21 protein-coding genes and 1 tRNA gene are annotated in these 23,471 nt (G+C 72.4%); 6 read left to right on the top strand and 16 right to left on the bottom strand.

The features are described from left to right. The first annotated feature begins 7 nt into the window (after nucleotides 1–7). Together ABD652_RS08520 and ABD652_RS08515 are read left to right on the top strand one after the other, a co-directional pair. Nucleotides 8–283 carry a hypothetical protein gene (locus ABD652_RS08520; protein WP_344720238.1) on the top strand — a complete coding sequence of 92 codons (276 nt, stop codon included), beginning with the start codon at nucleotides 8–10 and terminating at the stop codon, nucleotides 281–283. A 65-nt stretch (nucleotides 284–348) separates the two neighbouring features. Beyond that, nucleotides 349–1,341, top strand: a complete 993-nt coding sequence (locus ABD652_RS08515; RefSeq protein ID WP_344720236.1) for an acyltransferase family protein — start codon at nucleotides 349–351, stop codon at nucleotides 1,339–1,341. A 10-nt stretch (nucleotides 1,342–1,351) separates the two neighbouring features. Here the strand turns inward: ABD652_RS08515 and mfd are convergent, their stop codons facing one another. The 3 genes from mfd to ABD652_RS08500 form a co-directional block, all read right to left on the bottom strand. Beyond that, entirely contained in the window at nucleotides 1,352–4,972 is a 3,621-nt protein-coding gene (gene mfd, locus ABD652_RS08510) for a transcription-repair coupling factor (RefSeq protein ID WP_344720234.1), read from the bottom strand. Nucleotides 4,973–5,226: 254 nt separating this feature from the next. Then, the gene (locus tag ABD652_RS08505; RefSeq protein WP_344720232.1) at nucleotides 5,227–5,883 is read right to left on the bottom strand and encodes an alpha/beta fold hydrolase; all 657 of its coding nucleotides are present in this window, start codon (nucleotides 5,881–5,883) and stop codon (nucleotides 5,227–5,229) included. Nucleotides 5,884–5,893: 10 nt separating this feature from the next. Beyond that, on the bottom strand, nucleotides 5,894–6,931 hold the full coding sequence (locus ABD652_RS08500; protein ID WP_344720230.1) for an ABC transporter permease: 1,038 nt from the start codon (nucleotides 6,929–6,931) through the stop codon (nucleotides 5,894–5,896). Between the two features lie 98 nt (nucleotides 6,932–7,029). Here ABD652_RS08500 and ABD652_RS08495 point away from each other — a divergent pair, with 98 nt between their 5' ends. Together ABD652_RS08495 and ABD652_RS08490 are read left to right on the top strand one after the other, a co-directional pair. Continuing rightward, nucleotides 7,030–7,626: a TetR/AcrR family transcriptional regulator gene (locus ABD652_RS08495; RefSeq protein WP_344720228.1), complete on the top strand. Its 597-nt coding sequence runs from the start codon at nucleotides 7,030–7,032 to the stop codon at nucleotides 7,624–7,626. A gap of 94 nt (nucleotides 7,627–7,720) precedes the next feature. Next, nucleotides 7,721–8,215 carry a helix-turn-helix domain-containing protein gene (locus ABD652_RS08490; RefSeq protein WP_344720226.1) on the top strand — a complete coding sequence of 165 codons (495 nt, stop codon included), beginning with the start codon at nucleotides 7,721–7,723 and terminating at the stop codon, nucleotides 8,213–8,215. A 30-nt stretch (nucleotides 8,216–8,245) separates the two neighbouring features. Here the strand turns inward: ABD652_RS08490 and ABD652_RS08485 are convergent, their stop codons facing one another. Next, complete coding sequence (locus tag ABD652_RS08485; RefSeq protein ID WP_344720224.1) at nucleotides 8,246–8,875, bottom strand: ClpP family protease; 630 nt, start codon at nucleotides 8,873–8,875, stop codon at nucleotides 8,246–8,248. Further along, on the bottom strand, nucleotides 8,872–9,534 hold the full coding sequence (locus ABD652_RS08480) for a ClpP family protease (RefSeq protein WP_344720222.1): 663 nt from the start codon (nucleotides 9,532–9,534) through the stop codon (nucleotides 8,872–8,874). The genes ABD652_RS08485 and ABD652_RS08480 overlap by 4 nt, the downstream gene beginning before the upstream one ends. A 130-nt stretch (nucleotides 9,535–9,664) precedes the next feature. Between ABD652_RS08480 and ABD652_RS08475 the strand changes: the two genes are divergently transcribed. After that, nucleotides 9,665–10,168 (top strand): DUF2505 domain-containing protein, encoded by a 504-nt coding sequence (locus ABD652_RS08475; protein WP_170289538.1) that lies wholly within the window; start codon nucleotides 9,665–9,667, stop codon nucleotides 10,166–10,168. Between the two features lie 93 nt (nucleotides 10,169–10,261). Here ABD652_RS08475 and pth read toward each other — a convergent pair whose 3' ends face one another. Together pth and ABD652_RS08465 are read right to left on the bottom strand one after the other, a co-directional pair. Continuing rightward, on the bottom strand, nucleotides 10,262–10,846 hold the full coding sequence (pth, locus tag ABD652_RS08470) for an aminoacyl-tRNA hydrolase (protein ID WP_344720218.1): 585 nt from the start codon (nucleotides 10,844–10,846) through the stop codon (nucleotides 10,262–10,264). A 52-nt stretch (nucleotides 10,847–10,898) separates the two neighbouring features. Continuing rightward, on the bottom strand, nucleotides 10,899–11,540 hold the full coding sequence (locus tag ABD652_RS08465) for a 50S ribosomal protein L25/general stress protein Ctc (protein WP_344720216.1): 642 nt from the start codon (nucleotides 11,538–11,540) through the stop codon (nucleotides 10,899–10,901). A 277-nt stretch (nucleotides 11,541–11,817) separates the two neighbouring features. Between ABD652_RS08465 and ABD652_RS08460 the strand changes: the two genes are divergently transcribed. Then, the gene (locus tag ABD652_RS08460) at nucleotides 11,818–12,639 is read left to right on the top strand and encodes an alpha/beta fold hydrolase (RefSeq protein ID WP_344720214.1); all 822 of its coding nucleotides are present in this window, start codon (nucleotides 11,818–11,820) and stop codon (nucleotides 12,637–12,639) included. 118 nt (nucleotides 12,640–12,757) lie between these two features. Here ABD652_RS08460 and ABD652_RS08455 read toward each other — a convergent pair whose 3' ends face one another. From ABD652_RS08455 to ABD652_RS08415, 9 genes are all read right to left on the bottom strand, one after another. Continuing rightward, complete coding sequence (locus ABD652_RS08455; protein WP_153143177.1) at nucleotides 12,758–13,738, bottom strand: ribose-phosphate diphosphokinase; 981 nt, start codon at nucleotides 13,736–13,738, stop codon at nucleotides 12,758–12,760. A gap of 48 nt (nucleotides 13,739–13,786) precedes the next feature. Then, on the bottom strand, nucleotides 13,787–15,262 hold the full coding sequence (gene glmU, locus ABD652_RS08450; RefSeq protein ID WP_344720211.1) for a bifunctional UDP-N-acetylglucosamine diphosphorylase/glucosamine-1-phosphate N-acetyltransferase GlmU: 1,476 nt from the start codon (nucleotides 15,260–15,262) through the stop codon (nucleotides 13,787–13,789). A 90-nt stretch (nucleotides 15,263–15,352) separates the two neighbouring features. After that, a tRNA-Gln gene (locus ABD652_RS08445) sits at nucleotides 15,353–15,424 on the bottom strand. 177 nt (nucleotides 15,425–15,601) lie between these two features. Beyond that, nucleotides 15,602–17,404 carry a calcineurin-like phosphoesterase C-terminal domain-containing protein gene (locus tag ABD652_RS08440; protein WP_344720209.1) on the bottom strand — a complete coding sequence of 601 codons (1,803 nt, stop codon included), beginning with the start codon at nucleotides 17,402–17,404 and terminating at the stop codon, nucleotides 15,602–15,604. A gap of 205 nt (nucleotides 17,405–17,609) precedes the next feature. After that, nucleotides 17,610–19,547 carry an ABC-F family ATP-binding cassette domain-containing protein gene (locus ABD652_RS08435; RefSeq protein WP_344720208.1) on the bottom strand — a complete coding sequence of 646 codons (1,938 nt, stop codon included), beginning with the start codon at nucleotides 19,545–19,547 and terminating at the stop codon, nucleotides 17,610–17,612. Between the two features lie 89 nt (nucleotides 19,548–19,636). Continuing rightward, complete coding sequence (locus tag ABD652_RS08430; RefSeq protein WP_344720206.1) at nucleotides 19,637–20,614, bottom strand: 4-(cytidine 5'-diphospho)-2-C-methyl-D-erythritol kinase; 978 nt, start codon at nucleotides 20,612–20,614, stop codon at nucleotides 19,637–19,639. Between the two features lie 120 nt (nucleotides 20,615–20,734). After that, a complete protein-coding gene (locus tag ABD652_RS08425) occupies nucleotides 20,735–21,199 on the bottom strand; it encodes a DUF3995 domain-containing protein (protein ID WP_344720204.1) in 465 nt (154 codons plus the stop codon). Between the two features lie 43 nt (nucleotides 21,200–21,242). Next, entirely contained in the window at nucleotides 21,243–22,253 is a 1,011-nt protein-coding gene (rsmA, locus tag ABD652_RS08420; RefSeq protein ID WP_344720202.1) for a 16S rRNA (adenine(1518)-N(6)/adenine(1519)-N(6))-dimethyltransferase RsmA, read from the bottom strand. Further along, complete coding sequence (locus ABD652_RS08415; protein ID WP_344720471.1) at nucleotides 22,250–23,188, bottom strand: TatD family hydrolase; 939 nt, start codon at nucleotides 23,186–23,188, stop codon at nucleotides 22,250–22,252. Before ABD652_RS08415 ends, rsmA begins: the two co-directional genes overlap by 4 nt. Nucleotides 23,189–23,471 lie beyond the last annotated feature (283 nt).

Genomic DNA, 23,471 nt, shown 5'->3' with positions numbered 1-23,471 from the left:
CGACTCCATGATCAGCAACGGCAAGGTCACTTCCTACTCCGGCCAGGGCAACGTCGTCGGGAACGTCGTCGCCTTCATCTTCGTCTTCGGGCTGCTGCTCGGCTCGATCTACGCCCTGTCGTTCTGGACGCTGGAGAACGCCTGGATCCCCGGACTGGCCTTCATGGTGCTGTGGACTCTGGCCTTCCTGGTGGCCAAGGAGCTCCTCGGCCGCGGCGACACGCTGACCCAGCAGGACATCCACGGCGAGCACGGGGAGCCCGTCGAGCCGAAGGCGCACTGAGCCTGGACAGCATGGACCGAGAGCGCGGTGACCGGCGGGGACGTCGGTCACCGCGCTCTTCGCGCATGCAGGGGACGACGCGCCGCAACGTCGGCATCGATGCGCTGCGCGTGGTCTCGGTCAGCGCCGTCGTCGTCGGCCATGCCGCCCCGGGCATGCCCGGCGCCGACTTCCTGCAGATCTGGCGGATGCCGCTGTTCTTCGTCCTGGCGGGCTTCTTCTTCTCCGACGCCCGCACCCTCGGCGGCGAGATCCGCACCCGCTGGCGGACGCTGGGCGTGCCCTACGTCGTCTGGTTCGTCCTGGTCTCGGCGGCGGTGGCGGCGATGGCCGCCACCCCCTGGCCCTTCGACGACGGCGTCGTCTCCCGCGCGCTGATCGGCGGGGCCTTCACCGACATGCCGTATCTGGCGATCTGGTTCATCTCGGTGCTGTTCTTCACCGCGGTGCTGATGCGGGCCGTGGTCGGCCTGCCCTGGTGGGTCGGAGCGGCGATCTCGGCGGCCGGACTGGTCCTCGTCGAGCTGCCCGACTCCGCGGCGGCCTACACCCCGCTGGGCATCGGGCTGGTGCCGGCCTGCCTGGGCTTCATGCTCGCCGGCTTCTGGTTCCGCCGGATCCGGCACCGGGTGCCGCTGCCGCGGCTGACCGGGCCGCTCGCCGTCGCCGTCGGGCTGGGCGCCGTCGCCCTGGGGGCCGAGCCGATGAACATGAAATGGTCGGGCTTCGGCACCTTCCTGCTCTCCCCCGCGCTGGCGGTGCTGATCTGCTGCGGGATGGTGCTGATCTTCGCCCATCCGGTCGACGACCTGCTGAGCCGGTCGCGACCGGCGGTCACGGTGGTCTCCGAGCTGGTCCGAGTCGCCACGCTGGTGGTCTTCCTGCACCCGGTGATCCTGCATCTGGCCCAGCACGCTCTGGGGGTGGACAGCCAGGCGCTGCGCATCGTGATCGCCCTGCTGGTGTGCTGGGCCCTCGGCGTGCTGGTCAACCGGACCCGGCTCGCGCCGCACCTGACCGGGCTGCCGGCGCGGACGCCGTCGCCCGCCCGAGCCTGACGGCCCCGGCTCAGCTCGTCGACGGCGCCGCGGGCTCGAAGATCGCGGTGAGCACCTGGTCCAGCCAGGACAGCAGCTCCGCATCCGCCAGCTCGCGACCACTGATCCCGCCGGTGGTCGGCTTCGGGATGAGCACGGCCTTGAGCGAGGATTTGATCTGGCTGCCCGGGTACATCCGCTCCAGCCGCATCTGCCGCGACTCGGGCAGCTCCGCGACCGGGGCGAAGCGGATGAACTTCCCCTGGGTGCCGATGTCGTCGATGCCGACGGCCCGCGCCCGATTGCGCAGCCGGGCGACCTCGACCAGATTCGCCACCGCCTGCGGCGGCTCGCCGTAGCGGTCGCGCCATTCGGTCACGACCTCCTCGATCGCCTCGTCGGTGTCCGCGGCGGCCAGCTTCCGGTAGCCCTCCAGGCGCAGCCGCTCGCCGGGAGCGTAGTCCTCGGGCAGATGCGCGTCGATGGGCAGCTCGATCTTGACCTCGGTCGTCCGCTCCTCGGCCTCGCCGCGATAGTCGGCCACCGCCTCGCCGACCAGCCGCAGGTACAGGTCGAAGCCCACGCCGGCGATGTGGCCGGACTGCTCGCCGCCGAGCAGGTTGCCGGCGCCGCGGATCTCCAGGTCCTTCATCGCCAGCTGCAGCCCGGCGCCGAGCTCGTTGTTCGCCGCCACCGCCTTGAGCCGCTCCAGGGCGACCTCGCCCAGCGGCTTCTCGGCCGGATAGAGGAAGTAGGCGTAGGCCCGCTCCCGCGAGCGCCCGACGCGGCCGCGCAGCTGGTGCAGCTGCGAGAGCCCGTAGGTCGAGGCGCGGTCGACGATGAGCGTGTTGGCGTTGGAGATGTCCAGGCCGGTCTCGATGATCGTGGTCGAGACCAGCACGTCGAAGCGCTTCTCCCAGAAGTCCTGGATGATCTGCTCCAGCCGGGACTCGCTCATCTGCCCGTGGGCGACCTCCACCCGGGCCTCGGGCACCAGCTCACGCACCTTCGCGGCGGTCTCGTCGATGGTCGAGACCCGGTTGTGCACGAAGAACACCTGGCCCTCGCGCATCAGTTCGCGGCGGATCGCCGCCGAGACCTGCTTGTCGGTGAAGGGCCCGACGTAGGTCAGCACCGGGTGGCGCTCCTCCGGCGGCGTGGCCAGCGTGGAGGTCTCGCGGATGCCGGCCATCGACATCTCCAGCGTCCGCGGGATCGGCGTCGCCGACATCGCCAGCACGTCGACGTTGGTGCGCAGCTTCTTCAGCGCCTCCTTGTGCTCGACGCCGAAGCGCTGCTCCTCGTCGATGATCACCAGCCCGAGGTCCTTGAACTTCACCTCGCCGCTGAGCAGCCGATGGGTGCCGATGACGACGTCGATCTCGCCGCTGTGCACGCCCTCGAGGACCTCTCGGGACTCCTTGGCCGTCTGGAAGCGCGAGAGCGCGCGCACGGTGACCGGGAAGCCGGCGAAGCGTTCGGTGAAGGTCTCATAGTGCTGGGAGGCCAGCAGCGTCGTCGGCACCAGCAGCGAGACCTGCTTGCCGTCCTGGACGGCCTTGAACGCCGCACGGACGGCGATCTCGGTCTTGCCGTAGCCGACGTCGCCGGAGATCAGCCGGTCCATCGGGATCTCGCGCTCCATGTCGCGCTTGACGTCGTCGATGGTGGTCAGCTGGTCCGGGGTCTCCGGATGCGGGAAGGCGTCCTCCAGCTCGGCCTGCCAGGGAGTGTCCGGGGCGAAGGCGTGGCCGCGGGAGGCCATCCGGGCGGCGTAGAGCCGGATCAGTTCCCCGGCGATCTCGCGGACGGCTTTGCGGGCCTTCTTCTTCGTCTGCGCCCAGTCGCTGCCGCCCATCTTCGACAGGCTCGGCGCGTCCCCGCCGACGTACTGGCTGACCTGGTCGAGCTGGTCGGTGGGCACCATCAGCCGGTCCTTGGGCCCGCCGCGCTTCGAGGGCGCGTACTCCAGCACCAGGTATTCGCGGATGCCGGCGGTGCCGGACTTCACCGCCTGGGCGGAGCCGACCTTGCGCTGGACGAGCTCGACGAACTGGCCGATGCCGTGCTGCTCGTGGACGACGTAGTCGCCCGGACTCAGCGCCAGCGGGTCGACGGCGTGCCGCCGGCGCCGTGCGGGCACCTTCCGCCCTTCGCCGGAGCTGGAACGCATCGAGCGGCCCAGCATCTCCGACTCGGTCAGCAGCGCCAGGTGCAGCGCGTCGATCCCGAATCCCTCCGAGACCTCGGCGGTGGTCACGGTGATCCGGCCCGGCGTCGGCGCCTCGGTCAGTCCCTCCACCCGCTCGACCGGCACCCGGTTCTCGGTGAGCAGCTCGGCCACGCGCTGGGCGGACCCGGCGCCGGCGGTGGTGACGACCACCGACCAGCGGTCGCGGGCACGCTCGGCGAGGAAGCTCATCACCTCGTCGACGCTGCCCCGATAGCCGAAGGGCTCGCGGGAGTCGATGGAGGCCACGTCGGCGTCCTGCTCGAGCTCCTCGTCCAGACCCAGCGAGGTGATCGACCACCAGCCGGCGCCGTGCTCCAGCGAGGCCTCGCGCGTCTCGGCGAGGCTGGCGAAGGAGCCGGCCGCGAGGTCGTCGCGCTCGGCGCTGGTCAGGTCCAGCGGGGCGGAGCCGCCGTCGCTGCTGGCCTGCCAGGCCGCGGCGAGGAACTCCTCATTGGTGGTGTTCAGGTCGTGGGCGCGGGTGCGGGTCTTCTCCGGCTCGACGACCAGCGTCAGCGAGCCCTCCGGCAGCTCGGCGACGAACGGGACCATCTGCTCGACCAGCACCGGAGCCAGCGACTCCATGCCCTCGACGGCCATGCCCTCGGCGATCTTGGCCAGCAGATCCTGGGCGTGGGGCATCTGCGGCAGCAGCGCCTTCGCCCGGGCGGCGACGTCGTCGGTGATCAGCAGCTCGCGGCAGGGAGCGGCGTCGAGGACCGCGGGCGCCTCGTCGTCGAGGGAGCGCTGGTCGGCCACCGAGAACCAGCGCATCTGCTCGACCTCGTCGCCGAAGAACTCCACGCGCAGCGGATGCGGCTCAGTGGGCGGGAAGACGTCCAGGATGCCGCCGCGGACGGCGAACTCGCCGCGCCGGGTGACCATGTCCACCCGGGAGTAGGCGGCGTCGGCCAGCGCGGAGACGATCGCGTCGAAGTCGTGCTCCTCGCCGACGGCCAGGCGCACCGGAGCCAGCTCCCCCAGTCCGGCGACGATCGGCTGGACCACCGCACGCACCGGGGCGACGACGACGTCTAGCGCGCCGGCCTCCTCCGGGTGCGCCAGTCGGCGCAGCACCGCCAGCCGGCGGCCGACGGTGTCCGAGCGCGGCGAGAGCCGCTCATGCGGCAGCGTCTCCCAGGAGGGGAAGTGGGCGACCCGGGTCTCGGGCCGGTAGGCCTGCAGCGAGGAGGCCAGCTCCTCGGCCTCGCGGTCGGTGGCGGTGACGGTGAGCAGCACGCCGGAGCCTGAGGCGGTGCGCAGCTGCCCGGCGATCTCGGCGACCAGCGCCGGGCGCATGCCGGACGTCGCGGCGACCTGCAGCTCCTCGGTCCGCTCGGACGCCGGCTTCGACGCCGCCGCGGCGACCCGCGCATAGGAGGAATCCGCCGCCAGGGCCGTGCGCAGACCGGACAATGCCATGGAGATGCTCGCCTCGCTTCGTGACAGGACCGTCGTCGGGGGTGCCTTCGCAGGTGCCGTCCGGGCCGGCGGACGGATCCCGCGCCCCGGTCGGGAGGACCTCCACAGGATACTGCCCCGCCCGGCCGCGGGCACATATGTCCGCTCAGCGGGAACGTCGGGACTGCAGCCAGCAGGCCTGGATCCGCGCCGACGCCGGTGCTGGGCTGGGCGCTGCTGATCTTCGTCCTGGTCCCGGCCGGCGACGCCGCGGCTCAGCCCGACGCCGCGCCGAGATGCTCCTGCAGCGCGCGAGCGAAGGCCGTCGGACGGTCGGCCGGCACACGATGGCCCGCGCCGCGGATGATCTGCAGGCGGGCACCCGGGATCCCGGCGGCCAGCGCCGAGGCGGCGGGGCGGTTGGCTCGGTCCCCGGCTCCGCAGAGCACCAGGGCGGGACTGCCGATCTCGCCGAGCCGGCCCCTGGCGTCGAAGGCGGCGACCTCGCGGTGGGCGTCGAGCACCTCGCGGCGCGACCACCCGGCCGGGGCGATCGTCGACGCGGGCAGCACGCGCAGCAGCCAGGTCTGCGCCGCCATCGCCGCCGGCGGCGGGCGGACCTGGCCGCCGCAGAGCACCAGCCCCGCCACCCTCTCAGGCGCCCGGAGCGCCGCGGCCAGGGCGATCATCGCACCCATCGAGTGGCCGCAGAGGTGGACGGGAGGAGCACTCCGCTCCCCCAGAGCGTCGACGACGTCGTCGACTGCCCGCTCCAGGCGCAGCGGCGCGCCGTCGGCCCGCGGGCCCGCCATCAGATCCGGAGCGGCCGAGCTCCATCCCGCCGGCAGCAGATCACGCTGCTCGTCCCAGAGCTGCGGACCGTCCCCCATCCCGTGCAGGAAGAGCACCTCGCTCGCCGTCGCCGATGTCATGCCCCGGAGCTTAGGGGCGCCGGGCGTCCCGGGTCGAGGATTCGGCACGCACCCGGTCCCGGATCCGCCGCCGGGTCGGCAGCAGCATCGCCAGCAGCCCGGCCGTCGCCCAGGCGCCGAGCACGGTCAGCGCCGCGCCGGCGCCGGCCCCGTCGAAGAAGGCGACCGCTCGCAGCGCGGCGACCATCGATCCGGACGGCAGAGCCTGGCCGAGCTCGGCCCAGCCGCCGGGAAGCATCTCCGGGGCCGCCTGCGCCCCGGAGAGCGGATTGCCCAGCAGCATCGTCAGCGCGATCATCAGCGCCGCGCCCGGCAGTCCGCCGAGTCGATGGGCGCCGGCCACGCTCAGGCCGATCGCGGCCATGCCCAGACCGAGCACGGCCGCCGCGCCCCAGCCCGGTCCCGGCAGCGCGTCGAATCCGGCCTGCAGGATGCCGGCATACGTCGCACCGGCGACGCCGGCCGCACCCAGCACGACCGCCGCCCCACGGCCCCGTCCGCCCAGCCGCCGTGCAGCGAGCATCCCGGCGCCGATGCCGGCCAGCGCCGTCGGCAGCAGCAGCGCTCCGGGGATCACGCCGCGGACGTCGCCGTCGGGAAGCGGCGCGAGGTCCTCGACGGCGGCGGGGCCGCCGGCCTGCTCCGGCAGATCGCCGGCGACGCGCTCGAAGATCTGCGCCACCGCCGGTCCGGCGCCCGAGGCGACCAGCATGCGATTGCCGTCGCGCCCCAGGATCAGCGCCGCGCGAGCCTCCTGGTCCTCGACCGCGCTGCGCGCCGCCTGTGCGTCCTCGGTGCGGTCGACGGCGATCGCCTCCGCCCCGAGCGCGTCGGCGAGCTCGTCATCGACCTGCTCGACGGCGGACTCGGGACCGACGACGGCCAGCGGGACGTCGCACGGCCCGCCCGACAATCCCGGCCCGGCGAAGGCCAGCAGCGCCGCCGCGCCGACGACGGCGATCAGCACGACGCACCCGACCGCCTCGAGCCAGGACCGGCCGATCGACCCTGCTCCTCCACGCTGACGGTCAGTCTCCTCGCTGGTCATGACACTCGCTCCTATATAAATCGAACGTTCATTCTCTTTAACAGTGGATCCACCGATCCGGCGTTGTCAAGAACGAACGTTCGCTATAGGTTGTCCCCATGCCTCGACTCAGCGATCAGCAGCGCGAAGCTCGCCGCGAACAGATCCTCACCGCCGCGCTGCATTGCGTCGCCCGACAAGGCTTCCACAAGACGTCGATGGCCGAGGTCATCTCCGCCTCCGGCCTCTCGGCGGGCGCGGTCTACGGCTACTTCCGCGGCAAGGCCGAGCTCATCGCCGCACTCGCCGACCGGAGCATCGGGATGGTCTCCCCCGCCTTGGACGAGGCCATCGCCGCCGATCCGCCGCCGAGCATCCCGGAGGTCCTGCGCCGGGCCGCCGCCGCGATCGAGGAGCTGGCCGCCGCGGCCGACGTCGACGTCACCCGGGTCGCCACGGCCGCCTGGGCGGAGGCCGCGCGCGACGAGACCGTCCGTGCCCTGGTGGCCGAGCGCATCACCGGCCTGCGGGAGAAGTACGCGGAGTTCCTGCGCCGTCGGCGGGATCTGGGCGAGCTCGAGGCAGACGTAGACGTCGACGCCGCCGCCCAGGTGATGCTGGCGACCATGCCCGGCTTCATCATCCAGCGCCTCGTCGTCGGCGACGTCGACTCCGAGTCCCTCGCTCGCGGGGCGCACGGCCTCGGTCTGCGGTGAGGCTCGCCGACGGTGCTGAGGCACGCCCGGCAGGCCCGTCTGCTCTGGGCAGAGACTCTGGCCCGCCGTGCGCCCGGCGACCTACGGTGAACGCATGGGCGACTCGATCACCGGAACCACGGCAGCGCCGGCCTCGGCGCGTGCCCGCGGCGTCGCGAGGACGGCCGCTCCGGAGCCGCTGTGGCGGGAAGCTCTCGGAGCCCGGCTGCGCCGCATGCGTCGTGAGCAGGAGCTGACCCTGGACGAGCTCGCCGCCCGTGCCGGACTGTCGCCGCAGTACCTCTCGGAGATCGAGCGCGGACGCAAGGAACCGTCCTCGGAGATGATCGCCGCCGTCGCCGGCGCCCTCGGGCTGGGGCTCCTCGAGCTGACGACGGAAGTCGCCGACGAGCTGCGGCGGGGCCGCCGGGGCGTGCTGGGCTTCCTTCCGAGCTCCGCGGCGCGCGAGGCCCGGCTCGCCGAGGACGACTCCGCGGTGCACGCGCCCGCGGACTCTGGCGCGGACTCGGTCCGCCCGCTCGATCCGGCGGCTCCGCGCTCTCCCGCCGAGGCCGTGCTGATCGAGCCGCCGCTCGGCGTCGCCGCCTGACGGGCACCGGAGACGGCCCCGGCCGACGGGTCAGCCGGAACGCTCCGCCGCGACGTCGGCCACCGGTGCGGCCCGGGCGTCGAGGATCTCGTCGACCAGCCCGTAGCGCAGCGCATCACCTGCTGTGAAGACGCGGTCGCGATCAGTGTCCCGCCGCAGCTCCTCCGGACTGCGCCCGGTGTGCGTCGAGAGGACCTGCTCGATCTCGGCCCGGATGCGGACCAGCTCGTCGGCGTGCAGGATGAGGTCCGGAATCGCCTGGCGACCGGTGCTGATGGCCGGCTGATGCAGCACGATCCGAGTGTGCGGCAGCATCGCACGGCGTCCCGCCGCCCCGCCGGCCAGCAGCACGGCCCCGGCCGCGAAGGCCTGACCGACGCAGGTGGTGGTGACGTCGGCGCGGACGTGCTGCATCGTGTCGTAGACGGCCAGCGTCGCCGACGGGTCTCCGCCCTCGCAGGAGATGTAGAGATCGATCGGCGCCTCGGGATCGCTGGACTCCAGGTGGAGCAGCTGGGCGATGATCGTGTTGGCCACCCCGGAGTCGATCGGGGTGCCCAGATAGATGATCCGCTCGGCCAGCAGCTGGGAGTAGACGTCCATGACCCGCTCGCCGCGGGAGTCGCGGGTGATCACGTTCGGGATCGGGTAGCTGCTCATCGCGCGCCTCCTGCACTGCCTGTCCCATGGTCCGCAGCGTCGAGGACCGTCGAGGTCAGGCCGATCGGACGACGACGAGCCTGCGGCGCCAGCACGGCGAAGTCGGCGGCGACCTCGTCGACGAACCCGTAGGCCCGGGCCTGCTCGGCGGTGAACCAGGTGTCGCGCTGCGAGTCGGCGCGCACCGTCTCCACGCTCTGGCCGGTGTCCCGGGCGATCGCCTCGAGGACGGTGTCCCGGGTGGCCCGGAGGTCCTCGGCCTGCAGCTCGACGTCGGCGGCCGTGCCGCCGATCCCCGAAGACCCCTGGTGCATCAGCACTTTGGCGTGCGGCAGCGCCCGACGGCGCCCGGGCGTCCCCGCCGACAGCAGGAACTGGCCCGCGCTGCAGGCCATCCCCAGCACGAGCGTGGAGACGGGGCAGGGCACTGTCCGCATGAGGTCCCGCAGCGCCAGCATCGCCGGGACGGAGCCGCCCGGCGAGTGGATCCAGAGGCTGACGTCGCTGTCGGGGTCGTCGGCGGCCAGCTGCGCCAGCTGCGTCATCAGCAGCGTGCCGTTGTCATCGTCGAGGATGCCGTCGAGCACCAGCGTGCGGCGGTGGAGCATCTCGGCGCGGGCGGACTCGGAGAATCTGGGGGCTGTGGTCTCGTCGCTCATGACTCCACCCTGCGACCGGGGCCGCCGCGACGCCGACGAATCCTGCTCGGGGCGGATCCGCCGAGAGCAGATCGGCCCGCCGGGCGCCTATGATGATCGGGACACGTCCCCCAGCGAAGGAGACCCCTCCGTGGCCCTCGAGACCGAGACCGTGATCTCCCACGGCGCCGAGCAGATCCTGCAGGCCTACACCTCCCGCGACTTCCACGAGCACCTGGCCGGGCGCGTCGGCTCGGAGCTCATCAGCTTCGGCGTCGACGGCGATCCGGCCGGAGCCGTCACCGTCACCTCCGAGCAGCGGATGCCGGTGGACCAGCTGCCGGACATCGCCAAGAAGGTCATCAAGGGTCAGGTCCAGGTCACCGTGACCGAGACCTGGTCCGCCCCCGACGCCGACGGCTCCCGCCGTTCGGACATGGACGTCGCGATCCACTCCGCCCCGGTGAAGGCCACGGCCTCGCAGGTGCTGCACGCCCGCGGCGACTCCGAGACGCTGGCGACGGTGCGCGGCGAGGTGACCACCTCGGTGCCGCTGATCGGCAAGAAGCTGGCGTCGGCGGCCGAGCCCTACATGAAGAAGTTCGTGGCGGTGCAGGCCCGGGAGGTATCCGCCTGGATCAGCCGGAACGGCTGATCCGCCCCGACACGACGACGCCGGCCCGGGCTCCGCTCCTCGCGGACCCGGGCCGGCGTCGCCTGTATGGAGCGGCTCCGCGGAGCCGCGGCCTCAGAGCTGGTGCACGCGGTTCTGCGCGGCGGTCAGACCGTCGGCGATGACGTGCTCGACGGCGTCGCCGGCGCGCTGCAGCACCTGCGGCAGCGCCTTGCGCTCGTCGGCGGAGAAGTTCTGCAGCACATAGTCGGCGGTGTCCATGCGCCCCGGCGGACGCGAGACCCCCACCCGCACGCGGATGTAGTCGCGGTCGCCGCCGAGGTGCTGGGTGATGGACTTCAGTCCGTTGTGCCCGCCCTCGGAGCCGCCGCGCTTGAGCTTGATGCGCTCGAAGTCCAGGTCGACCTCGTCGTGGATGACGATCAGTCGCGCCGGGTCGACGTCGTAGTAGTCCATCAGCCGGCGGATCGGCTGGCCCGAGGTGTTCATATAGCCCTCGGAGACGGCGAAGAGCATCTTGGGCCCGCCGGGCTGCAGCCGGGCGCCGACCATCCGCGCACCGACTTTGGTGCGGGCCAGGCCGGCCCCCATGCGGCCGACGAGCTCGTCGACGACCATCTGCCCCACGTTGTGCCGGGTGCGCGAGTAGCGGGGCCCGGGATTCCCGAGCCCCGCCACCAGCCAGTTCTCTGAACTCATGGAGTCGAGTCTATCGACCCGCTCGCCGCGGGTCGCATCGACTCCGGAGCGCTCACTCCTCGGAGGAGCCCTCGCCCTCGCCGGACTCCTCGGCGGAGGAGTCCCCGCCGGCCTCGGCCTCGTCCTCGTCGGACTCCTCGTCCTCGCCCAGGTCCTGCGCGGCGGGCTCGTAGATGGTCACGATCGGGGACTCGAGGTCCGACATCGCCAGCGTGGTGCCCTTCGGCAGCTGCAGCAGCTCCGGCAGCGCGTGCTCGGTGCGCTCGGTGATGTCGATGCTGACCGACTCCGGCAGGTGGGTCGCCTCGGCCTCGACGGCGACGGTCGGCTGGTCCAGCAGGTGGGCCAGGCCCACGGCCGGCTCGCCGATGACCTCGACGTGGACGTCGACGACGACCTTCTCGCCGCGGCGGACCACGAGGAGGTCGAGGTGGTCGACGCTGCGGTAGATGGCGTCGCGCTGGATGTCCTTCGGCAGCACCATCTGCTGCTTGCCCTCGACGTCCAGAGTGATCAGGGCGTTGGGATTGCGGACCGCCAGGGTGGTCTCGTGCTTCGGCAGCAGCAGGTGCTGCGGGTCCTCGCCGTGGCCGTAGACGACGGCGGGGATGTACCCCTCGCGGCGGGCCCGGCGGGCGGCGCCCTTGCCGAAGTCGTCGCGCAGGTGGGCCTGAATGATGATCTTGTCCGACATGCTGTGTCCTTCGTTGGTCGACGGTCCTGACGTCCAGGGGTCGACGGGGGAAGACGTCGGACCATCGCACGCTGCACGGCATGCGGAGGGCTGTCGAGCCTCGCCTCGTCGATCACGGAGTCGCGGCGGCCTCGCCGTCCGCGCTCCCTCGCCTGGGCACAGTCGCTCATGCTATCACGGCCCAGGCCGCGCCCACGACGTCCCGGCGGCCGCCCCGGCCGGCGACGACGGGCTCCGACCTTGCCCGCCGACGGCGCGGACGACGATACTCGGCCCCATGGAGCACACCACGCTGAGCGCCACCACGCTGCACGCCCCGACCGAACCGACCGCGCTGATCGTCCTGGTGCCGGGGCTCGGCACCGACGTGGCGAGCACCTGGGCGCGCACCGCCGCGCATCTGGTCGACGGCGGCGCCGCGGCCGGCCCGCAGGTGATCGGCGTCGATCTGCCCGGCCACGGCCTCTCCGCCCCCTGGACGGATGCGCCGGCGGAGCCGACCATGGCCGATCTGGGCGATCTGCTGGTCGAGGCGGTGGTCGAGCATCAGGCGCGCCATTCGGGGATGGCCGAGGTCCCCGTGACGGCCGCCGGCACGTCGCTGGCCGGCGGCCTGATGCTGCAGCTGGGCATCGACCACGCCGACCGCTTCGCCCACCTGGTCGTCGTCGGCGGGGCGCCGCGCTTCGGCGACCCGCAGACCTGGATCGACCGGGCCGAGACGATCCGCGCCTCGGGCACCGCCTCGCTGGCCGAGGGCAGCGCGGACAAGTGGTTCACCGAGGACTTCCGCCGCGAGGATCCTCACGTGGTGGAGGCGGTGCTGGACTCGCTGCGCGCGGCCGACGATGCCAGCTACGCCGCGCTGTGCAGCGTGCAGAGTCGCTTCGATCTGCGCGAGCGGCTCTCCGAGGTGGGCGTGCCGGTGCTGGCCGTCGCCGGAGAGCACGACCCGGTGGCCCCGCCGGAGCAGGCCGAGATCATCGCCGCCGGGGTTCCTCGCGGCTCAGCGACGACGGTGTCCGGCGTCGCCCATCAGATTCCGACGCAGAAGCCGACGGAGACGGCGGAGCTGCTGCGCGGCTTCCTACCGAGCTAGCGCGCCGTCCGGTCGCAGACGCCGGGCGGGCCGCCGACCAGGTAGTCGGCGACCCGCACTGTGCACCGGCTCATGTCCGCGGCTCGGGTGGTGCGAAGCCGCCGCCTGCAGCCTCAGCTCAGGCGTTGCCCTCGAAGAGCGAGGTCACCGAGCCGTCCTCGAAGACTTCGCGGATCGCCCGCGCGAGGATCGGGGCGATGGAGAGCACCGTGAGGTTGCTGAAGCGCTTCTCGTCCGGGATCGGCAGCGTGTTGGTGACCACGACCTCCCGGGCCCCGGACTGCTCGAGACGCTCGGGCGCCGGATCGGAGAGCACCGCGTGGGTGGCGGCGATGATGACGTCCTTGGCCCCGGCGTCCTTGAGCACCTTCACCGCGCCGGAGATCGTGCCGCCGGTGTCGATCATGTCGTCGATGAGCACGCAGGTCCGGCCCTCGATCTCGCCGACGACTTGCTTGGACTCGGCCATGTTCGGCTGGGTCAGATCGCGGGTCTTGTGCACGAAGGCCAGCGGCGCCCCGCCGAGCCGCTCGGCCCACTGCTCGGCGACGCGCACCCGGCCGGTGTCCGGCGAGACCACGGTGACCGCGTCGCCGGCGACCTGGGCCTTGATGTGGTCGGCCAGCAGCGGGACGGCGAAGAGGTGGTCGACCGGTCCGTCGAAGAAGCCCTGGATCTGTGCGGTGTGCAGGTCGACCGACATGATCCGGTCGGCGCCGGAGGTCTTGTACAGGTCGGAGACCAGACGCGCCGAGATCGGCTCACGCCCGCGCCCCTTCTTGTCCTGGCGCGCATACGGGTAGAACGGCGAGACCACGGTGATGCGCTTGGCCGAGGCGCGCTTCATGGAGTCGATCATGATGAGCTGCTCCATGAGCCAGTTGTTGAGCGGGTACGGGTGCGACTGCAGCAGGAACACGTCCTTGCCGCGCACCGACTCCGCGGAGCGCACGTAGAGCTCGCCGTTGGCGAACTCGTAGGCGCTCATCGGAAGCAGCTCGGTCCCCAGCTCGGCGGCGATCTCGTCCGCCAGCTCGGGGTGCGCCCGTCCGGATGCCACGACGAGGGTCTTCTCCCCGCTCAGCCTGATCTCGTCCATGCCTGTTCTTCCTTCTCTCCGGTCGCTTCCCTGGCTGCTGTCTCGACTCTACTCCGCCGCATCCGTCGGCTCGTCCGAGGACGCCGCCGCACGACGGGCCGCCTCGGCCGATCCGCTGTCCGGACGCCTGCGCTCCACCCAGCCGTCGGCGTTGCGCTGCGGGGCCACCGACAGCGCCAGCGCCCCGGCGGGCACATCCTTGCGGACCACCGCACCGGCGCCGGTGTAGGCGCCGTCGCCGACGTCGACCGGCGCGACGAACACCGTGTTCGAGCTGGTGCGCACATGCGAGCCGATCACCGTGCGGTGCTTGGCCTCGCCGTCGTAGTTGGCGGTGATGTTGCCGCAGCCGATGTTGGTGTGCTCGCCGATGACCGCGTCGCCGGCGTAGCCGAGGTGGGAGAGCTTCGCGCCGCGGCCGATCTCGACGTTCTTCGTCTCGTAGAACGCACCGATCGTGCCGGTCTCGCCGAGCCGGGTGCCCCGGCGGAGGTAGGTGAAGGGGCCGACGCGCGCGCCGTCGCCGATCTCCGCGCCCTCGCCGTGCGTGCGGGTGACCGCCGCGCCCTCGCCGACGGTGACGTCGGTCAGCGTGGTGTCCGGTCCGACGACGGCGTCGCGGCCGATGTGCGTCGTGCCGTGCAGCTGGGTGCCCGGCAGCACTGTGGTGTCCTCGTCCAGGGTGACGGTGGCGTCGATCCAGGTGGTCGCCGGGTCGACGACAGTGGTGCCGCCGCGCATATGCGCCTCGACGGTGCGGCGGTTCAGCTCCGCGCCCAGGGCCTGCAGCTGGACGCGGTCGTTGGCGCCCTCGACCTGCCAGCGGTCCTCGGTGACGACGGCGGCGACGCGGCCGCCCTCGGCCCGGGCCAGCGAGAGCACATCGGTCAGGTACTTCTCGCCCTGGACGTTGTCGGTGGAGACCTGCGCCAGCGCGCGGGCCAGCACGGCGGCGTCGAAGGCGTAGATCCCGGAGTTGATCTCGCGGACGGCACGCTGCTCCTCGGTGGCGTCCTTGTACTCGACGATGCCGGTGACCGAGCCGTCCTCGGCGCGCAGCACCCGGCCGTAGGCGCCGGCGTCGTCCAGCACCGTGGTCAGCACGGTGACGGCGTTGTCCTCGGCCTCATGGGCGGCGACCAGCTCGGTCAGCATCTCGGTGCTCAGCAGCGGCACGTCGCCGTAGGTGACCACCACGGTGCCGGACTCGGCGGCGACGTCGTCGGCGGCGAGCTGCTCCAGGCCGCATTCGACGGCGCGGCCGGTGCCGGGGACCTCGTCCTGGTCGGCGAGGACCACGGAGGGGTCGAAGGAGCTGATGTGCTCGGCGACGGTCTCGCGCTGGTGGCGCACGACGGCGACCAGGTGCTCGGGCCGCAGGCCGGCGGCGGCGGTGAGCGCGTGCCCGATCATGGACACTCCCCCGAGGCGATGCAGGATCTTCGGCGTCCGCGACTTCATGCGGGTTCCGGCGCCGGCGGCCAGGACGATCACGGCGGCGGGGCGAGTCTCGAGCGTGGGCACGTGCTGATGCTCCTTGACACGGGGGCGGAGGACCCCTCGATCCTATCGGGAACCCGGCGATCCGGGAGCCCGGGGCCGAGGCCGGGGCCGTTCCGCCCCTAGGACTCGAACCTAGACTGCACAGCTCCAAAGGCTGGCGTGCTGCCATTACACCAGGGCGGACCACACGCGCGGGCACGCATGCAGTCCATCTTCGCATGAGAGGCGCGGGGAGTTCACATCCGCGCAGCGGCCGGGCACCTCGGGGATTCCGGGGCGTCGGGCGCGGCGGTCCTGCACCCCGAGAGTCGCGCGGACCCCCGGGGTGCAGGACGTGCGCGGAGGATCACGAGCGTCGCATCACTCGGTGACCTCGAACTCGAAGGTCTCGGTCGTCGCCTGTCCGTCGACGCCGACGGCGGTCACCTCGGCGGTGTGGGCGCCGGCGGCGAGGCCCTCCGGCATCGGCAGCCGCCAGAGGTGCATGGACCGGTCGGCGACGTTGCCGCCGTCGACCAGCTGCTGCTGGACCGCCTCCGGGTCGGACCACTCGGCGCCGACGTGCTGGCCCTCGCCGTCCATCGCCTGAGTGCGCTCGGCGCTGCGGACCGGGCCGCCGTCGATGCTCACCTGCACCTCGGAGCCGGAGCCGCCCATCCAGAAGTTCGTGCTCAGCCAGGTCTCGCCGAGGCCGGACTGAGCCACCGTCCCGGCGGTCTCCAGAGCGGGCGCCTCGCCGGCGCTGTCGCGGTAGGTGTCGAACCAGTCGCGATAGGACGGAGTGTTCAGCCCGATGTTCATCTGGTTCGACCCGTCGTCGCCACGCTGGGTGAAGTGTTCGGCGATCTGTCCCCCGCGCGCCTCGAGCGTCACGACGCCGGGCACGCCGCCGTCGCGCTGGATGGCCGCCGGGTAGCCGGCGTCGAGCAGCTCGCCGGAGTACCAGTCGCCGGAGATCGCTCCGGCGGTCAGGTGGGTGAAGGGCAGCTCCTCGATTCCGAAGTTCTCCCGCCAGCCGGCGAGGCTGTCGCCGGCACGGAGATTCTCGATGCTGTGGGTGTGGCCGCCCAGGGCGATCGCCTCCCGGCCGGAGAGGATCTCGTGGATCTCGGCGACCTCGTCGACCTGGTGCTTCGTGCTGTCCTGGTCTGCGTAGTCGAGCAGCGGGATGTGCGAGGCGACGACCACAGTGCGGTCCTGGGGCGTCTGCGCGATGTCCCGGCGCAGCCACTCCAGCTGCTCGTCGCCCAACGAGCCGTTGTAGCTGTCGCCGACGGGGTACTCGATCGAGTTCAGCGCCACCACGTGCAGCTTCCCGACGTCATAGGAGTAGTACTGCGCACCGAACTCCGAGCGGTAGGTGTCCACCGAGTGCTCGCGGGTCGCGGCGTCGAAGTCCAGATCGTGGTTGCCCGGCAGGAACCGCGCCGGCCCGTTGAGCCGGGCGGTCTGCTCGCGGACCCCCGAGTACAGCGACAAGTCGTCGCCGACGACGTCGCCGATGAACAGCGCCCCGCAGGAGGTGTAGTCCTCACGGGCGGCCAGATCCGTGAAGGCCCCGGCGGCCGCGTAGCCGACCTCGGAGGCAGTGTAGGGCTGGATGTCGCCGCCGATGATGCAGTTCTGCAGCGGGTGCTTGGCAGCCTTGCTGGAGGCCAGCGGGAAGTTCACCGCCTCCGGCAGCGCGCCGGTGGGCTCGATCCCGCCGTACTTCAGGTCCGGAGACCCCTCGGGCAGGTGCGTGTAGGAGAACTGGGCGACGTTGTCCTCGTCGACCGGCACCTGATAGCCGCGCGGCTGGGTGACGAAGACGTCCATCCCCGGCTCGACAGTCAGCTCGTACCGGCCCTCGGAGTCCGTCGTCACGACGTCGCGGCCGTTCGAGACCGACACTCCCTCGATGCCGCGCTCGCCCGCGTCCTGCGTGGAGTCGCGGTCTGCATCGTCGAAGACGACGCCGCTCAACGTCGTGGCCGAAGCGTCGTCGCCGGGGACGACCTCCACGTCGCCGCGGAAGGCCTCCTGGTTCCAGTCCCCGCCGCGATGGGGGCCGCCCGGCTGTCCGCCGGGATCGGCGACGGCGGCCGGTGCGGCGAGGAGCGTGACGCCGGCCAGGGCGGCGCCGAGGCTCGTGCGCAGTGCTCGAGTGCGCGTTGGATTCACGGATGCGTCCCTTCGTGTGCGGTGGTCCGATGGGTGATCATCGGACCCGCACGAGGCTGTCGCATCGGCGTGAATTCCCGACCAACCGCAGGTCAGGAGGAAATACATCGGCGTGAAGGGTGCCGCGGACGGATCCTTCCGGTCAGCGTCGACAAATCGCCGGATCATGGCGTCATGATCATCCGCAGAATGTGCGGCGGCGAGATCACTCCGCCAGTTCGCCGGCCTCCAGCCAGGTCTCCTCGAGCTCGCCGAGCTGGGCGTCGACGTCGTCGAGCTCGGCCTGCAGCGTGCGCAGCCGGTCGACGTCGCCGGCCTCGGAGGCGGTGGCCATCTCCTCGTGCAGCCGGCGCTGCCGGGAGGAGAGCTTCTCCATCTGCTTCTCCACCCGCTGCATCTGCTTGCGGGCCTGCCGCTTCTCGGCCGCGGAGGCGCCGTCGGCGGCCTCGGCTCCGCCCGCGGACGCGGAGTCGGAGGGCGCCGCCGAGCTCGCCGACTCCCCCGAACCTGCCGGTGCGGCGGCGGACCCACGCCCTGAGGCCGTCGCGCCGGCCTCGGCGCTGGTCTGCCCGCGGTACGTGCGGGCCGCCTCGCCGGGGGCCGCCTCCCTGCCCGACCGGATGCGCAGGTACTGCTCGACGCCGCCGGGCAGCAGGCGGACCGAGCCGTCGCCGAGCAGCGCGACCTGGTGATCGGTGACGCGCTCGAGCAGATAGCGGTCGTGGCTGACGACCACCAGCGTGCCGGGCCAGTCGTCGAGCAGATCCTCCATCGAGGCCAGCGTGTCGGTATCGAGATCGTTGGTCGGCTCGTCGAGCATCAGCACGTTCGGCTCGCCGGTCATCAGCTTCAGCAGCTGCAGCCTCCGCCGCTCGCCGCCGGAGAGGTCGCTCACCGGGGTCCACTGGCGCTTGCGGTTGAATCCGATCTGCTCGAGCAGCTGCGCGCCGGAGAGCTCCTTGCCGCCGACGACGAAGACGTTCTTCTCCTCGGTCATCACCTCGTGGACGCGCATATGCGCCTTCTTCCGCAGCTCCTCGACCTCCTGGGAGAGGATCGCGGTCTGGACGGTCCGGCCGCGCTTGATCCGGCCGTCGTCGGGAGTGACCTGCCCGTCCAGCAGGCGCAGCAGCGTCGACTTGCCGGCGCCGTTCACGCCGACGACGCCGACCCGCTCGCCGGGGCCGAGCCGGAAGGTGACGTCGTCGAAGAGCGTCCGACCGTCCGCGACGGCCGGCTCGTCGCCCTCGCCGCGCAGCCGCAGGGTGACGTGCTCCAGGTCGAGGACGTCCTTGCCCAGCCGGGCGGTGGCCATCCGCCGCAGCGAGACGGTGTCGCGCGGCTCGGGGACGTCGTTGATCAGCGCAGTCGCCGCGTCCACGCGGAACTTGGGCTTCGAGGTGCGCGCCGGAGCGCCCCGGCGCAGCCAGGCGAGCTCCTTCTTCACCAGCTGCTGGCGCTTCTGCTCCTCGACCGCCGCGGCCCGATCCCGCTCGGCGCGGGCCAGCGTGTAGGCCGCGTAGCCGCCCTCGTAGGTGTCCACCGTCGCATCGTGGACCTCCCAGGTGGTGGTGCAGATCTCGTCGAGGAACCAGCGATCGTGGGTGACCACCAGGAACGCGCCCTCGTCGGCCTTCCAACGCTTCTTCAGGTGGTCGGCCAGCCAGGCCACGCCCTCGACGTCGAGGTGGTTGGTCGGCTCGTCGAGCATCAGCACGTCGTGCTCGCCCATCAGCAGCTTCGCCAGCGCCACGCGACGCCGCTGGCCGCCGGAGAGCGCGCCGACCGGCTGATCCCAGTCGAGGCCGCCGAGCAGACCGTCGGCCACGTCGCGCAGCATCGGGCTGGAAGCCCACTCGTAGTCGGCCATCTCGCCGACCACCGCCCGCCGGATGGAGTCGTCGCCGTCGAGGACGTCGGACTGGTCCAGAAAGCCCACGTCGACGCCGCCGCGCCAGGTGACCCGGCCGTCGTCGGCCTGGGCTCGGCCGGCCAGCAGACGCATCAGCGTCGATTTGCCGTCGCCGTTGCGTCCGACGATGCCGATGCGGTCGCCGGCGTCGATGCCGATGGTCAGTCCGTCGAGGATGGTGCGGGTGCCGAACGTCAGGGTGAGCCCTTCGGCTCCGAGGAGATGCGCCATGGGCTCCAGGGTATTGAACCGCGCGGGCTCAGGGAGAATCAGCGGCCCTGGACGGGGCGACGGCGACTCGCCGCGCCCGCTCCGCCGGATCAGGTCGTCAGCAGCCGCGCCCCCGGCGCCGGAGCGGTCACCGGGATCGCCCAGACCGACGTGCGCTCCTGCAGCCGCGTGGCGACCTGCCCGGCCGACTCGGCGTCGCGCGCCAGGAAGACCAGCGTCGGCCCCGACCCGGAGACGATCCCCTGCAGCGCGCCGTCGACGAGCCCCGCGTCGAGCATGTCCTCCAGCGAGGGGATCAGGCTGACCGCCGGAGCCTGCAGATCGTTGGCCATCAGCGTGGCGATCAGCTCCGCATCGGTGGTGCAGAGCGCGCGCACCAGGTCGGGGTCCAACCGCGGCGCCTCCGCCTCCACCGCGGACTCGGCGCGCATCGTGTCCAGCCGCCGGTAGACCTGCGGCGTCGACAGTCCCGCGGCGGCCGGGACGATGACCAGATGCAGCTCGCCGCGGGTCAGCAGCGGGGAGAGCTCGTCGCCGACGCCCTGTCCGACGGCGGCTCCGCCGAGGATGGCGAAGGGCACGTCCGCCCCCAGCTCGGCGCCGGTCTCGGCCAGCTGCTCCTTGGTCAGCCCGGCCTCCCAGAGCGCCGAGCAGGCGACCAGCGTGGCCGCCGCGTCCGCCGAGCCGCCGCCCATCCCTCCGGCGACAGGGACGTTCTTAGTCAGGGTGATGTCCACTCCGCGGCGAAGCCCCAGACGACCGCGCAGCGTCGACGCCGCCCGATGGGCCAGATTCCGCTCGTCCAGCGGCACTCCGGAAGCGGACGCGTCGTCCACGTCAGGGTCGTCGATCGGGGCGGCAGTGAACGCAGACCGTTCGGAGAGGCTCAGCGTGATGGCCTCGTCGTCGCGCGGGACGACGCTGACCTCCTCCTGCAGCGAGACCGCCAGGTAGAGGGTCGCGACCTCGTGGTAGCCGTCCTCGCGGAGCGGCCCCACGCGCAGACTCATGTTCACCTTGCCGGGGGCGACCGCGGTGACATGGCCGAAGAATTCACTGTCCCTCATCCTGGGGAGTTCCTCCTGGGAGATCGATATGCCTGATCCGGCACTCTATCGCGCGCGACTGGACGGCGTCCGCGCCGACGTCCAGCTCACCACCAGCCGCTCTCGAGGAATCGTTCCAGGTCACCGACTGGGCCGGGAATCGCCGCCGGGGAGTCTCGAGCGCGCCAGGCCTGCCAGCAGCGCCGCGGCCCACAGCGAGAACAGCGGCCCCCAGATCAGCAGGTGGCCGGTCAGCGCCCCGGGGTCCTCCGGTGCGCCGAACAGCCCGAGCAGCCCGGCGCCGCTGAACAGCATGTGCCAGACGAGGCCGTAGGCCAGCAGCACGACGGCTGCGCACCACTCGGCGGCGCGCAGCAGGCGTCGGAGTCGTCCGGGCGCCCGCTCGACGAGCAGCGGCGCCCAGGCGGCGGCGAGCTTCGCCGCTCCGACGGCGCCCAGCGCGGCCGCCGCCGACCCCGGGGCGTCCTCCACGAGTGCGGCCGCCGACCCGCCGGCGGTCGCCAGCAGCCAGTCGCCGCCGGCGGCCCACACCAGGCTGGTCGCGGCGTGGAGCGTGCCGCAGACCGCGGCCAGCAGAAACCACACACGGCCCCGCCGGGGCGGCGTCGACGGCGCCGGCGGGGTCATCTCAGGGAGCGCCCGTCTCCGGGCCGGGCTCGGCGTCGGCATCGGCGCCGTACCCGTCCTCGGCGTCGCCCCGGTCCCGCAGCGCCTCGGCGATCCGCGTGTAGGCGCCGACCTCCAGCGTCTCGCCGCGCGCCCGAGGATCCACACCGGCGGCGCGCAGCACCTCCTCGGCGTCGACTCCCGAGCCGGCGAGCGAGGACAGCGCCGCCCGCAGCGTCTTGCGGCGCTGGGCGAAGGCGGCGTCGACGACGGCGAAGACCTCCTGGCGGCTCACCGTCTCCGAGGCCGGATCGCGCCGGTCGAAGCGCACCAGTCCCGAGGAGATCCGCGGCTCGGGCCAGAAGACCCGCGTGCCGACGACTCCCGCCTTGCGCATCGAGGTGTCCCAGGCGGCCTTCACCGAGGGCACCCCGTAGATCTTCGACCCCGGCCCCGCGCAGAGCCTGTCGGCGACTTCGTCCTGGACCATGACCAGCCCCTTGGTGAGGCTGGGCAGGACCTGGAGCAGATGCAGCACCACCGGCACCGCGACGTTGTAGGGCAGGTTGGCCACCAGCACGTCCGGGGCGCCCACCTCGGCGTCGTCGCCGCCGGCGAGCGTCTCCCCGCCGGAGCCGGACCCGCCGACCCTCCGCCCGTCGGCGCGGTCGGTCCCCAGCGTCATCGCATCCTGGCGGATCACACGCAGCCGCCCCGCGCCGGCGGGACGCATCTGCTCCATCGTCTCCGGCAGCCGCGCGGCGAGCCGGGGATCGATCTCCACGGCGGTGACCTGCGCGGCCTCGTCCAGCAGCCCCAGCGTCAGCGACCCCAGCCCGGGGCCGACCTCGAGCACATGCTCGGAGCCGTCGAGCTCGGCCAGGCTGACGATCCGCCGGATCGTGTTCGGGTCCACGACGAAGTTCTGTCCCCACTGCTTGGTGGGATGCACCCCCAGCTCCTCGGCGAGGGCGCGGATCCGCGGCGCGCTGAGCAGCTCGCCGCCCGCGGCGCCGTCGCCCGGGCCGCTCACAGCCAGGCTCCGTAGGCCCGGACGGTGTTGTCCATGACCTGCCGGCACAGCGCATCCAGCTCGACGCCGCGCCGCTCGGCCATCAGCCGCATCGTCTGCGGGATGAGATACGGAGCGTTGGGCCGGCCGCGGTGCGGGTGCGGGGTGAGGAACGGGGTGTCCGTCTCGACGAGGATCAGCTCGGGATCGGCGACGTCGAGCCCTTCGCGCAGCGACTCGGCATTCTTGAAGGTCACCGTGCCGGCGAAGGACATGTACCAGCCGTTCTCCGTGCAGATGCGGGCGAGCTCGGCGTCGCCGGAGAAGCAGTGGAAGACGACCACCTCGGGCAGCCGCGGGGCGTCCCGCAGCACTGCGACGACGTCGCCGTGGGCGTCGCGATCGTGGATCTGCACCGGCAGGCCCCGTTCGGCGGCCAGCTGCAGATGATCGGCGAAGCTCCGGCGCTGGGCGGCACGCCCCTCCTCGCCGGTGCGGAAGTAGTCCAGGCCGGTCTCGCCGACTGCGACGACCTCCTCGTCGCCGGCCAGCTCGGCGATGCGGGCCAGTGCGTCGTCGTACGTCCCGGCGGCCGCCAGCTCCGGGGCGTCGTTGGGGTGCAGCGCGACGGCGGCCTTGAGCCGACGGTCCTGGCGGGCGGCGCGGACGGAGAACTCGCTGGAGCCGACGTCGTAGCCGACGTTGATCGCCCCGGCGACGCCGACCGACGCGGCGGCGTCCAGCGCCTCGGAGACGCTCACCGCCGCCTGACCGTCGCGGAAGTCCAGATGAGCGTGGTTGTCGATCACCGGCACTGCCAGCGGCTCGGGCGCCGGCGGGTACTCCAGACGCCGACGGCGGCCGGAGTTCTCCTCGGCCGGATCGCGCCGGGGCGACTCGTCCTCGGGGGCCGAGGCTTCCTGGGGCCGGTAGACCGGCGGGGTCTCGCCGGGCACGACGGGATGCGGTTCGCGGACAGCGGGCTCGCTCGCAGCTTCATCACTCACAGCACCCCAGCTTAGCCGCCGTCGCCGCCGGCCCGGCCAACGACGTCGGATCCGGTTCCCCGGGGCGCCGAGCGACTGGCCCCGGACCACCGCTCGGTTCTGGCCGATCCGCCCGTGCTGTTCCTCCCGACCGATCCGCCCCGTGCTGTTCGCCGGACCTCGTCCAGGTGGACCAGGACATCGGAACACGACGGGGACGGATGGTGGCCCCGCCCAACTGGACGGGGACAGA

The sequence above is a fragment of the Nesterenkonia halobia genome (assembly GCF_039536005.1).
In the GTDB taxonomy this organism is placed as follows: domain Bacteria; phylum Actinomycetota; class Actinomycetes; order Actinomycetales; family Micrococcaceae; genus Nesterenkonia; species Nesterenkonia halobia.
This window is presented reverse-complemented; position numbering and strand designations above follow the sequence as displayed.